This is a genomic window from Micromonospora sp. BRA006-A (assembly GCF_033433935.1).
GTDB lineage: Bacteria > Actinomycetota > Actinomycetes > Mycobacteriales > Micromonosporaceae > Micromonospora > Micromonospora aurantiaca.
This window is the reverse complement of record NZ_JANCLW010000001.1, coordinates 3,804,385-3,816,300: the sequence shown is the minus strand read 5'-3', so window position 1 is coordinate 3,816,300 and position 11,916 is coordinate 3,804,385. Positions and strand designations below refer to the sequence as shown.

Here is an 11,916-nt window from a genome sequence, read left to right as displayed (position 1 = left end):
CCCGGTCAGTCGCGTCGGTCGACGCGCTGCCGGAGGGAGCGGCCGGCCCGGAGGGCGCGCCGGGGGAGCCACACCCGCAACCCGACGAGGACCAGGATCAGCACGAGGAGCAGGACCAGGTAGAGCCAGCGCATGACGCCTCCGCTCGTTCGGGGCGGACCGGTGTCCGCTGGCATCTCTGTGTCCGGTGCCGGCGCCGGCGAATCGTTCCCTGCGGCCCGGCCGTCCGAGGGTGCGCGTCGTCGCCCGGCGGTCTCACCCGGGCTGTTCCACGCCGTGCTCGGCGGCGATCCGGGCAATCTCGGCGGGCGTGCCGGCCATGATCGTGCGGGCGTGCGCGGTGACGAGGTCGATGGGCCAGTCCCACCAGGCGGCGCGGCGGAGCCGCACGATGTCGGCGTCGTCGAAGCGTTGCCGGATCGGCCGGGCGGGATTGCCGCCGACGATCGTGTAGGGCGGCACGTCGGCGGTGACCACCGCGCCGGTTGCGATGACGGCGCCGTCGCCGATCCGCACGCCCGCCATGACCACGGATCCGAAGCCGAACCAGACGTCGTTCCCGACGACGGTGTCGCCGCGGCTCGGCATGGCGGTGACGATGTCGAGGGTCCGTTCGGCCCACTCGCCGCCGAACATGGTGAACGGGTACGTGGACACGCCCATGCTGGGATGGGCCGCCCCGGCCATCAGGAACCGGGTGCCGGAGGCGATCGCGCAGTACTTCCCGATGACCAGCCGTTCCGGTCCGTAGGCGTACAGGACGTTGCGGTGCTCGAAGCCGGTCGCGTCGTCAGGATCGTCGTAGTAGGTGTAGTCACCCACGACGATCTTCGGTGACGTCACCAGTGGCTTGAGGAACACCACGCGGTCGAAGGCGGGCAGCGGGTGGACGGTGCGGGGGTCGGGTGTCATCGGTCGGCCTCCTGGTGGGACGGTCGGTGTGCGGTTCTGGCGCTGGCTCAGGCGTGCAGGTCGGCCAGGACCCGGGCGCGGGTGGGGTGGCGCAGCTTCCGCAGCGCCTGGCTCTCGATCTGGCGGACCCGCTCCCGGGTCAGCCCGATCCTCGTGCCGATCTCGTCGAGCGTGCTCGGCCGGTCGTCGTCGAGGCCGTACCGCTGGCAGATGACGGCCGCCTCGCGCTCCGACAGGGTGCCGAGCACCTCGTCCAGGTAGCGGCGCCGCCAGGACGACACCACGACGCCGGCCGGGTCGGGCGCCTCGTCGGGGACGAGGTCGCCCAGCTCGGTCGTGCCGGCAGCCCCGGCGACCGGCGTGTGCAGGGAGACCGACTCGCGGTCGTGCCGCAGCAGCAGTTCCACCTTTTCGACGGGCACCTCGAGCCGGGCGGCGACCTCGGCGGGCGTCGGCTCCCGGTCGAGTTCGCCCGCCAGCGTGCGGCGGGTCCGGTTCACCCGGTTGAGCACCTCGACCAGGTGCGCCGGCAGGCGGATCGTGCGGCTCTGGTCGGTGAGGGCCCGGCCGATCGCCTGCTTGATCCACCAGGTCGCGTACGTCGAGAACTTCAGTCCACGCCGGTGGTCGAACTTCTCGACCGCCCTCATCAGGCCGATGGTGCCCTCCTGGATCAGGTCGAGCAGTGGCAGCCGGCCGGCGAGCGCGTACCGTTTCGCGACTGAGACGACCAGCCGCAGGTTGGCTTCGATCATGTGGTGCCGGGCGCGCCGCCCGTCGGCGACGAGCCGCCGCAGCCGGTCCCGCTCGGCCGCGCCGACCCGGTCGCCGCCGTCGTCGTCCAAGCGCCGCTGCGCCAGGCCGCCGGCCTCGACGCGGGCGCCGAGGCACGTCTCCTGCTCGGCCGTGAGCAGCGGCGTGCGTCCGACCGTCCGGAGGTAGTCGGCCACCGCGTCCGTGGTGAGGCCGGTGGCTGCGGGGTGGGTGGTGGTGAGCAAGAAACGTGCTCCTTCCGGGACGGTGCGGGGCTCGGGACGGGTGGCGGGTCAGCGGCGGCCGGGGATCCGGCGGGGCTGACGCCGGGGGGCGACCACGGGGACGTGCGGCCGGCGCGCCGGAGCGAGGTGCGGGCGGCGGGGCGTGCCGGCGGCGATGTCGCGGGTGTGGGCGGGCATGTCAGGCTCCCTTCCGTGTCGGCGTCTCGCCGGCACGACATAAAATTAGAACCGACCTAAGAATATGTCAAGGATAATTCTCGGTCGGTACCAGGTATGGTGGATGCATGACCGCGCAGAGCACCGGCCTCAGGGCCTTGAAGAAGCGCCAGACCAGGGAGAACATCTCGAGCCAGGCCACCCGCCTGTTCCTCGAGCGCGGCTTCGACAACGTGACGATCGCCGAGGTGGCCGCCGCCGCGCAGGTGTCCAAGATGACCGTCACCAACTACTTCCCTCGGAAGGAGGATCTGGCGCTGGACATGCACGACGAGTTCGTGCGGCAGTTGGCCACCGTCGTCCGGGAGCGCGAGCCCGGCGAGTCGGCGCTGGCGGCGCTGCGCCGCGCCTACCTCGCTGCGGTGGCCGCGCACGACCCGGTCATCGGGTTCTCCGGTCCTACGTTCGCCCGGATGATCGCCGCCAGCCCGGCGCTGGTGGCCCGCCTCCGCGAGTTCCACGACGACCGGGAGAAGGCCCTGGCCGCCGCCCTGGCCGAGGAGACCGGGAGCCCGGAGGGCGACGTCCTGCCCCGGGTCGCCGCCGCGCAGCTGGCCGGCGTCCACCGGCTGCTGTTCGAGGAGACCATGCGCCGCACCATCGCCGGGCAGGGTGACGACGACATCGCGCGTGCCGTCACCGGCTACGCGCACGTCGCCTTCGACGCCCTCGCGCCCGCGCTCGCGGACTACGCCGTCCGCCCGGCGGGTGGGCGGGTACCGGGGTGAGGCTGGAGGGCAGCATCCGGCGGCCGGCGGACTACCTTGCCGGCGTGGCCCGATCCTGCCTGTCCGATCGAGCCTGAGCAATCCACCCAGCCGCTGTTTTGGATCTAGCCATTTGCATCTGGCGATGCAGAAGAGGGTCGTCGTAGGGTTCCGCCATACCCCGAACGACGTACCCGCTGGGCGGATCCGCCCAGTTCCTCAGTGGAACGGTGGCTGGTCGTGACTGCACATCCCGTGGCGGAAGATCCTGCCTCGACGACGGTGGACTGGGTGGACGACATCCTGTTCACCGGCCGCGACACCGACGTCTGCCTGCGCCTGCCCGAACCGGTGGACAAGGGCACGCTGCGCCGGCTCGTCGGCGAGGCGCAGGACCGGCTCGCCGGGGCCGGGCTGCGCGCCGGAGGCGCCGCCGCGCTGCGCCTGCCGCCCTCGCTGGCGTACGTGGCGCACCTGCTCGCCACCTGGCGTACCGGCGCCCAGGCGGTGCTGCTCGACCACCGGCTCACCGACCACGAGGTCGACCAGGCGCTGCGCCGGCTGAGCCCGCAGGTGGTGGTCGCACCGGTCCGCTCCGGCGGCGGCGCGCTGCGGATCTTCGTCGACGTCACAGCGGGGGTCACCGCGTACTCCGACCGCCCGGCGGGCAGCCCGCACGCGGTGATCCAGCTCAGCTCCGGCTCCACCGGGCCGTCCAAGGTCATCGGCCGCACCGCCGCCGGCCTGGTCGCCGAGGTGCACCGCTACACCCGCATCGACGGCGTCGCGCTGCCCGGCGAGCGGATCATCCTGCTGCCCAGCATGGTGCACGTGCTCGGCCTGGTCGGCGGCCTGCTCTACGGGCTGCACGCCGGCGTCGAGCTGTGCCCGCCGGAACGGCTCAGCGGCGACGCGATCCTCGCCGCCGTCGCCGCCCAGGACACCCCGGCCACGGTGCTCGGCGTCCCGTTCCACATCGGCCTGCTCGCCTCCACCACGCCCGCCGGGCCGCTGCCGCAGCTCAAGCGCATGACCACCGGCGGTGAGCTGGTGTCCGCCGCCGTGGCGAACGCGTTCACCGACCGCTACGGCGTGCCGCTGGGCAACATGTACGGGATGACCGAGGTCGGCGTCATCGGCACCGACCTGTACGGGCGGCACCGCCCCGCCATCGCGCCCGCCCCCGGCATCGAGGTGCGGGAGCGCGACGGCGAGCTGTGGGTGAGCTGCCCGGACAACCCGTACGTCGGACTGGCCGACCCGACCCGGTGGGCCGACGGCTGGCTGCACACCCGCGACGCCGGCGTGGTCGACCCGGACACCGGTCTGGTCACCATCAAGGGCCGGCTGGACTCGCAGGTGTCGGTGGGCGGCCTGAAGGTCGACCTGACCGAGGTGGAGGCCACTGTGGCCGGGCTGCCCGGCGTCGTCGCCGCGGTCGTGGTCTGGGACGACGGCATCACCGCGTACGTCCAGACCGACGGTTCGCTGACCGAGGACACGCTGGACAAGCTGATCGCCGAGCGGCTGGCCGGCTTCAAGCGGCCCCGCACCCTGCGGCTGCTCGACCAGATGCCCCGCACCACCACCGGGAAGCTGGTCCGGTCCGTGCCGGCGCTGCGGGACGCGGCGTCGTGACCGGCCCGCTGTACGAGCCGCGCACCCACCGGACGCCCGCCGGGCGTCCCGTACACCCCGATCCCCGCCCCGGACCGGCCGGGCGACGCGCCACCCGCGCGCCCGACCCCGCCGGTTCCCACGCACACGGTGTCCCGACCGGGCACCGTCAGCCGGTACACGGAGAAGAGGTCTGAACCCATGCGAGACGAGGTCCGCACCTTCGTCGTCGAACAGCTCGCCGACATGAACTACGACGTGGAGGAGCTCGACGACGACACCACGCTCGGCCCCTCCGGCGTCGACCTGGAGTCGCTGGCCCTGGCCGACCTGGCGGTCCGCGTCGAGGACCGCTACGGCCTCAAGTTCGCCGACGACGAGTCGGAGAAGCTGGCGCTGATGACGGTCGGCGAGTTCACCACGATGGTCGCCGACCGGGTGGCCGCGAACAGCGACAAGTCCTGATGTCCGGTCAGCCCGACCTGGGGCGAGCTGACCTGGTGAGCATGCTCGCCGAACTGACCGCCAAACCCGCCGACCAGGTGCCGGACCGGCTCGGCTCGATGGAGCTGGCCTGGCTCGTGCACATGGTCGAGCAGCGCTACGAGCGCCGGCTGGACCTGAGCGACGACGATCTCGCCGGCATCCGCACCGTCGACGACGCGCTCGCGGTGTTCCGTGGCTCTCTGACCGCTCCCGCAGATGGCTGAGCGGGAGACCGTACGGATCACCGGCACGTACGCGCTCAGCGCCCTCGGCAGGGGCGCGGACGCGCTGCTGGCCGGGGTGCTCAGCGGCACCCCGGCGTTCGCGCCGGTGCGCCGTTTCGACACCTCCGGCCGCCGGGTGACGGTGGCGGCCACAGTGCCGGACGTCGGCACGCTCGCCGGCGAGCTGGCCGACGCGATCGACACGGCCGCCCGGGCCGCCGGGCTGGACCGGGCCGGGCGGGCGGAGTCGGCGCTGTTCCTGGCCACCCACGGCGGGCCGTACTCGCTGCCCGTACCGCAGGGGTGGGAGGAGCCGACGGTGCCGGCGCTGGCCGGTCACCTGGCCGCGCGGTGCGGCCTGGGCGGGCGGACCCGGATCTACACCACCGCCTGCGTGTCGGCGAGCAGCGCGGTCGCCGACGCGGCGGCGCTGATCCGCCGGGGTGACCTGGAGCGGGTCGTGGTCGCGGCCGGATACCTGGTCGAACCGGACCAGTACGCGTTGTTCGACGCCGGCCGGGCGCTCGCCGCCGACGGCGCGGTACGCCCGTTCAGCGCCGGCCGCAAGGGCCTGCTGCTGGGCGACGGGGTGGCCGCCGTGGTGCTGGAGTCGGCGGGCGCGGCCGCCCGGCGGGGCGCCGAGACGCTGGCGGTCGTGGCCGGGTGGGGCCGGGCGGGGGACGCGTACCACCCGTGCCAGCCGCACCCGGACGGGCTCGGGCTGGCCCGGGCGGTCGAGGCGGCGCTGCGCCGCGGCGGGCTGCCACCGGACGCGATCGGCTACGTCAACGCCAACGCCACCGGCACCCCGTTCAGCGACGCCTCCGAGGCGGCGGCGCTGACCCGGGTGTTCGGCGAGGACGCCGGGCGGCTGCCGGTCAGCTCCACGAAGTCGGTGCACGGGCACGCGCTGGAGGCGTCCGGGCTGCTGGAACTGCTGGTCACCGTGCTGGCCCTGCGGCACGGCAAGCTGCCGGTCACCGCCGGCTGGCTCGGCCCCGACCCGCAGTGCCCGCTGGACGTCATCCGCGACGCCCCGCGCCCCGCGCGCACCGCGCACGCCCTGACCCTCAACGCCGCCTTCGGCGGCGCCGACACGGCTCTCCTGGTGAGCACCTCATGACCGCCCCCGCGCCCACCCCCCACCCCGGCCTCCCGCGATCCTGCACTTCCGGCCCCGGCGAAACGGGCACAACGCCCCCGCCCGGGGCACCAACCGCACGATCGCGCAACGGCGGGGTCGTGGTGCTCGCGGAGGCGCGGTGGCCCGAGGCGGGCGACGAGGGTTCGGGGCCGGCCGGGGTGGCGGGGTTCGTGCACTCGCCGTTCGCGCCGCTGGTGGTGGCGGTCGCCGAGCGGTGCCTCGCGCGGCGGTACCCCGACGGGCCGCTGCCGCCGGGCAACGGGACGGCCGTGGTGCTGGTCAGCGCCGGTGGGGACACCGCCGGGGCGGCGCACGTCCGCGCCACTGTGGACGCGGGCGGGCGGATCGGGCCGCTGTTCTTCTTCCAGTCGGTGCCGAACAGCGTGGCCGGGCACGTCGCGGCGCGCTGGGGACTGGACGGGCCGGTGGTGTGCCTGAGCCCGACCGGCGACCCGCGGGCCGACGGGGAGGCCGAGGCGGACCTGCTGCTGTACGACGGCGACGCCGCACAGGCGTTGCTGATCCTGATCGAACTGGCACCGGACGGTACGCCGGGCGAGGCGACCGCGGTGCTGCTGGGGGAGGGAACACGTCAATGAGGACGAAGGGACTGCGCGGCGCGCTCGCGGCCGACGCGGAACTGGGCGCGGGCAACGTGCTCGCCCGGGTGCTGGCCCACGGCGCCGACCCGGACGGGCCGGGGCTCACGTTCGACACCGAGATCGACGGCCACCCGGCCGAGACCCCGCTGACCCTGGGCCGGCTCGACCGGATGGTCGCCGCCCGGGCGGCCTGGCTGCACGAACGCGGGGTGAAACCGCGCGACCCGGTAGCGGTCTGGGCCGGCACGGCCGCCGACATGGTGCTGTCGTTCCTGGCGCTGACCCGCCTCGGCGCCATCCCGGCGCTGATGAACGGCAGGCTGCGCCCCGAGATCGCCGCCGAGTACATCCGCCGGCTGCGCGCCGCCGGGGTGCTCGCCGACGCCGCGCACGCCGAGGCGCTGGCCGGGCACGACCTGGGTGCGCCGATGCTCGGCGAACCCGCGCAGGCCGGCACCGGCGACCCGGACGCCGCGCCCGCGCACTACCGGCACCACCCGGACGACCCGATCGTCATCACCCACACCTCCGGCACCACAGGCGTGCCGAAGGCGGTTCTGCACTCGCACGCCAGCCTGTTCGCCGCCACCCGCCACCTGCTGTCCATGCCGCAGGCGCAGGGCACCACACGCATCCTCAACGCGCTGCCCGCCCCGCACACCGCCACCGTGCTCATGGTCAACCAGGCACTCGGCAACCGGGCGGAGATGTTCCTGCTCTCCGAGCAGGGCGGCGAACGGGTGCTGGACGCGATCCAGCGCTGGCGCCCGGACGGCGTGTTCGGCTTCTCCGTCACCTGGGCCGAGCTGGCCCGCTTCGACCTGTCCGGCTACGACCTGGACTCGGTGCGGCTGTGGTTCAACACCGGTGACTGCTCGCACGAGCCGCACGTACGGCGCCTGGTCGCTGTCGGCTCCCGCGACGTGGTGACCCGGGAGGGGGTGACCCGGGTACCCGGGTCGGTGTTCATCGACGGGCTCGGCTCCAGCGAGATGGGCCACTCGATGTTCCACATCACCCACACCGCGGACACCGACCGGTACGGCCGCTGCGTGGGCCGCCCGTACCGGTTCGCCGGGGTCGCCGTGCTCGACGCCGACGGCAACGAGCTACCGCCCGGGCAGGTCGGCTGGCTCGGCATCGACTCGCCGTCGCTGTTCCGCGGCTACTGGAACGACTCGGTCACCACGTACCGGTTCCGGCTGCGCGGCTGGTACCTCACCGGCGACCTGGTGTACGCCGACGACGACGGCCGCTACTACCACCTGGACCGCGCTGTCGACTCGGTCGAGGCCGGCGACGGCAGTCGGTTCTTCACCGCGCTGTCCGAGGAACGCATCCTCGCCGCCAGCCCCGACGTGACCGACTGCACAGTGGTGATCGTCAAGGCGGACGACGGCACCGTGACCACCGACGTGCTGCTGGAACTGGCCGCCGGCGCCGACCCGGACGCGGACCGCACCGAGCGGATCCGCACCGCGCTCGGCCCGGACGTGGCCGCCACGCTGCGCCGGATCGTCCCGGTACGCGCCGACGACATCCCGGTCACCGTGACCGGCAAGGTCCGCAAGGTGGCGCTGCGCGAGCGCTACCTGACCGAGGCGCCGTCGTGACCGCCGTCATCACCGGCATGGGCCTGTTCACCCCGGCCGGGCGTGGCGTGGCGGACACGTTCGACGCCCTGCTCACCGGCCGGTCCGGGCTGCGCCGCCCGCCCGAGGGACACCCGGCGGCGGGCAGCCTGGAGGTGGCCGGGGTGCTGCCGGACATCGACCCGCGCAGCGTCGCCTCCGGACCGGAGACGAAGGTGCTCGACCGGGTGGTGCTGCTCGCCCTGATCACCGCCGCCGAGGCACTCGCCGACGCCGGCATCGAGGTGGGGCGCGACGTCGACCCGGAGCGGATCGCGGTGATCGTCGGCGGTGTGGGCGGCATGTCCACGCTGGAGGGCCAGGTGCTGGCGCGGGCGGCCCGGGGCCGGGCGGCGGTCAGCCCGTACCTGCTCACCGGCATCCTGCCGAACATGCCCTCGGCGCGGATCGCCATCGCGCACGGCATCCGCGGCTACAGCTCGTCGGTCGGCACGGCCTGTGCCTCGGGTGCCCAGGCCGTCGCCGACGGGGTACGCCTCATCCGCGCGGGCGAGGCCGACGTGGTGGTGTGCGGGGCGAGCGAGGCGCCGCTGTTCGGCACGTTCGCCGACACGTTCGGCAACGCCCGGGCGCTGGCCCGGGGCTGGGACGAACCGACCGAGGCGAGCCGCCCGTTCGACAAGCGGCGCAACGGTTTCGTGCTGGCCGAGGGCGCGGCGCTGCTGGTGCTGGAGCGCGCCGGCCACGCCGACGGCCGGGGCGTGCGCGGCTACGCCGAGGTCGCCGGTTTCGGGGCGAACACCGACGCGTACCACCCGACCGCGCCTCGACCGGACGGTGCCGGCGCGGCGGCGTGCATGCGCCGGGCCCTGGCGGCAGGCGGGGTCGAGCCCGCAGACGTCGGGTACGTCAACGCGCACGGCACCGGCACCAAGCTCGGTGACGTCGCCGAGACGATCGCGCTGGCCGCGGTGTTCGGCACCGGCGGTGTGCCGGTCAGCTCCACCAAGGCGCTCACCGGGCACCTGCTCGGCGCGTCAGGGGTGCTGGAGGCCGCCGCCACCGCGCTGGCGCTCGACAGTGGGCTGCTGCCACCCACCTACCACCTGGACGACCCGGACCCGGAGTGCGAGGCGGACCACGTCCGCGCCGTGCCCCGGCCCACCCGGGCCGGCCACGCGCTGACGAACTCGTTCGGGTTCGGCGGCCAGAACGTCAGCCTGCTCCTGCGCCGGCTCTCCGGGCCGGCCCGCCGGGCCGCCACCCCGGCCGCGGGCTGACCGGACTCCAGTCCCGGGCGTCCGTCCGGGTCGCGATCACGGGGGGAACAGGGGAAGCCCATGACCATCAACGGGATAGATCATCTCGAACTGTACGTGGGGGACGCCCGGCAGGCGGCCTTCTACTTCGACAACGCCGTCGGTTTCCGGCTGTGCGGGCAGGGCGGTCCGGAGACCGGGCTGGACGGGCAGCGCTCGCTGCTGCTGGCCCAGGCCGGCATCCGGCTGCTGCTGACCACCGGACTGTCCGCCGAGCATCCGGCGGCCACGTACGTGCACCGGCACGGCGACGGCATCGCCGTGGTGGCGCTCGCCGTGGACGACGCCGCCGGGGCGTACGCGGAACTGGTCGATCGGGGCGCGACGGCGCTGAGCCCGCCGCGCACCTTCACCGGCGCGGACGCCGAGGTGGTGGTGGCCGAGGTCGGCGGCTTCGGCGACGTGGTGCACCGCCTCGTCGAGCGGCGCGGCGACCCGGGTGTGTTCCTGCCCGGCGCGATCGAGCCGGTGCCCGCGCCGGACGGCACGGACACGCTGCTCGCCGAGGTGGACCACCTGGCGATCTGCGTGCCGCCGGGGCAGCTCGGCGAGACCGTCGCGCACTACGAGAAGGTGTTCGGCTTCGCCGACATCTTCACCGAGCACATCGAGGTCGCCGGTCAGGCGATGAACTCCAAGGTGGTGCAGAGCCCGTCCGGGACCGTCACGTTCGTGCTGCTGGAGCCGGACACCGGCGCCCGGCCGGGGCAGATCGAGGACTTCCTGCGCTGGCACGCCGGCGCCGGGGTGCAGCACCTGGGTCTGCGTACCGACGACATCGTCACCGCCGTCGGCGCGCTCGCCCGGCGCGGGGTGCGCTTCGCCAGCACGCCCGGCGCCTACTACGACGGGCTGGAGCAGCGGGTCGGCCGGCTGGACGCGCCGGTGGACCGGCTGCGCGAGCTGAGCATCCTGGTCGACTCCGACCACGACGGGCAGTTGCTGCAGATCTTCACCGAGTCGATGCACGTGCGCCGCACGCTCTTCCTCGAACTCATCGAGCGGCGCGGAGCACGGACCTTCGGCAGCGGCAACATCAAGGCGCTCTACGAAGCGAAGGAACGCGAGCTGGCCGCGGCGGGGGCGACCCCCGGCGTCGCAGCCGGAGGGGTGACGGCATGAGTGAACGCACCGAGCGAAGCGAGGGCCGTGAGGCCATGATCGGCCGGCACGGCATGACCACCATCGATCCCGGGCTGACCGCCGAGGAGGAGGCGCTGCTTCCCTCCGACGAGGACGTCCGGCACTACGCCGAGCACGGCTGGTACCTGTCGAAGAAGCTGCTCACCGACGACGAGGTGGACGAACTCGTCGCCGCCACCGACAGCTACTACGCCGGGGACCGCGACCGCCGCCTGCCGGTACGCCCGCCGAAGCTGGCCTACTGGGAGCCCTCGAAGGGTGACGTGCAGCGGCACAACGACTACGTCCACCACGAGCACGACGGCATCGCCCGCATCCTGCGCAAGCCGCTGATCGGTGCCGTCGCCGCCCGGCTGGCCCGGGCCGCCGAGATCCGGATCTTCCAGTCCACGCTGATCTGGAAGCCGCCGATCGCCGGTGAACCGTCGAACATCGTGCCCTGGCACTTCGACAAGCACTACTGGGCGTCCTCGTCGTCGGAGAACATGCTCACCGCGTTCATCCCGTTCCACGACTGCGGCGAGGAGATGGGCACCATCACCATGGTCGACGGCTCCCACCGCTGGCGGGAGATCGGCGCCGACGACACGGTGGTCCGGCACTTCGCCGACCGGGACCGCGACCAGCTCGAGGTGATGCTCGCCGAGAACGCGGCGTACAACGGCGCGCAGATCCGCAAGATCCCCATGGTGATCCCCAAGGGACACATGAGTTTCCACCACTGCCGCACCTACCACGGCAGCGGTGCGAACGTCAGCGGGCGGCCCCGCCGGGCCATCTCGCTGCACCTGCAGGACGGCGACAACGCCTGGCGGGAGTATCCGCTCTCCGACGGCACGCTCGCCGCGTACAACCACGACGTGCTGGTCCGCCGCACCCACGAGGGCCGGCCGGACTACGCGGACCCCGATTACTGCCCGGTCATCTGGCGCGACCGCGCCCAGCAGGGAGGCTGA

General features: G+C 73.7%; 14 protein-coding genes. 10 read left to right on the top strand and 4 right to left on the bottom strand.

Annotated features, from left to right (window positions below):
• Positions 1-5: 5 nt before the first annotated feature.
• The 4 genes from NMK34_RS17385 to NMK34_RS17370 all read right to left on the bottom strand — a co-directional run bounded on the left by NMK34_RS17385 (position 6) and on the right by NMK34_RS17370 (position 2,087).
• Positions 6-134, bottom strand: coding sequence for a hypothetical protein (locus NMK34_RS17385; protein WP_318334299.1), 129 nt, complete (start codon positions 132-134; stop codon positions 6-8).
• Positions 135-255: 121 nt separating this feature from the next.
• Positions 256-912: a CatB-related O-acetyltransferase gene (locus tag NMK34_RS17380; protein ID WP_318334298.1), complete on the bottom strand. Its 657-nt coding sequence runs from the start codon at positions 910-912 to the stop codon at positions 256-258.
• Positions 913-959: 47 nt separating this feature from the next.
• Complete coding sequence (locus NMK34_RS17375) at positions 960-1,910, bottom strand: RNA polymerase sigma factor RpoD/SigA (RefSeq protein ID WP_318334297.1); 951 nt, start codon at positions 1,908-1,910, stop codon at positions 960-962.
• Between the two features lie 48 nt (positions 1,911-1,958).
• Complete coding sequence (locus NMK34_RS17370) at positions 1,959-2,087, bottom strand: hypothetical protein (RefSeq protein WP_318334296.1); 129 nt, start codon at positions 2,085-2,087, stop codon at positions 1,959-1,961.
• 107 nt (positions 2,088-2,194) lie between these two features.
• On the opposite strand from NMK34_RS17370, the gene NMK34_RS17365 reads away from it, so the two are divergent.
• From NMK34_RS17365 to NMK34_RS17320, 10 genes are all read left to right on the top strand, one after another.
• Complete coding sequence (locus NMK34_RS17365; protein WP_318334295.1) at positions 2,195-2,854, top strand: TetR/AcrR family transcriptional regulator; 660 nt, start codon at positions 2,195-2,197, stop codon at positions 2,852-2,854.
• Positions 2,855-3,073: 219 nt separating this feature from the next.
• A complete protein-coding gene (locus tag NMK34_RS17360) occupies positions 3,074-4,471 on the top strand; it encodes a class I adenylate-forming enzyme family protein (RefSeq protein WP_318334294.1) in 1,398 nt (465 codons plus the stop codon).
• Positions 4,472-4,651: 180 nt separating this feature from the next.
• Positions 4,652-4,915, top strand: a complete 264-nt coding sequence (locus NMK34_RS17355) for an acyl carrier protein (RefSeq protein WP_018784085.1) — start codon at positions 4,652-4,654, stop codon at positions 4,913-4,915.
• Positions 4,915-5,160, top strand: a complete 246-nt coding sequence (locus NMK34_RS17350; RefSeq protein ID WP_318334293.1) for an acyl carrier protein — start codon at positions 4,915-4,917, stop codon at positions 5,158-5,160. The genes NMK34_RS17355 and NMK34_RS17350 overlap by 1 nt, the downstream gene beginning before the upstream one ends.
• On the top strand, positions 5,153-6,283 hold the full coding sequence (locus NMK34_RS17345; protein ID WP_318334292.1) for a beta-ketoacyl-[acyl-carrier-protein] synthase family protein: 1,131 nt from the start codon (positions 5,153-5,155) through the stop codon (positions 6,281-6,283). Before NMK34_RS17350 ends, NMK34_RS17345 begins: the two co-directional genes overlap by 8 nt.
• Before the next feature lie 119 nt (positions 6,284-6,402).
• On the top strand, positions 6,403-6,903 hold the full coding sequence (locus NMK34_RS17340) for a hypothetical protein (RefSeq protein WP_318334291.1): 501 nt from the start codon (positions 6,403-6,405) through the stop codon (positions 6,901-6,903).
• Positions 6,900-8,519, top strand: coding sequence for a class I adenylate-forming enzyme family protein (locus NMK34_RS17335; RefSeq protein WP_318334290.1), 1,620 nt, complete (start codon positions 6,900-6,902; stop codon positions 8,517-8,519). Before NMK34_RS17340 ends, NMK34_RS17335 begins: the two co-directional genes overlap by 4 nt.
• Positions 8,516-9,778 (top strand): beta-ketoacyl-[acyl-carrier-protein] synthase family protein, encoded by a 1,263-nt coding sequence (locus NMK34_RS17330; protein WP_318334289.1) that lies wholly within the window; start codon positions 8,516-8,518, stop codon positions 9,776-9,778. Before NMK34_RS17335 ends, NMK34_RS17330 begins: the two co-directional genes overlap by 4 nt.
• A gap of 60 nt (positions 9,779-9,838) precedes the next feature.
• A complete protein-coding gene (hppD, locus tag NMK34_RS17325) occupies positions 9,839-10,939 on the top strand; it encodes a 4-hydroxyphenylpyruvate dioxygenase (RefSeq protein ID WP_318334288.1) in 1,101 nt (366 codons plus the stop codon).
• Between the two features lie 53 nt (positions 10,940-10,992).
• Positions 10,993-11,916, top strand: coding sequence for a phytanoyl-CoA dioxygenase family protein (locus tag NMK34_RS17320; RefSeq protein ID WP_318336366.1), 924 nt, complete (start codon positions 10,993-10,995; stop codon positions 11,914-11,916).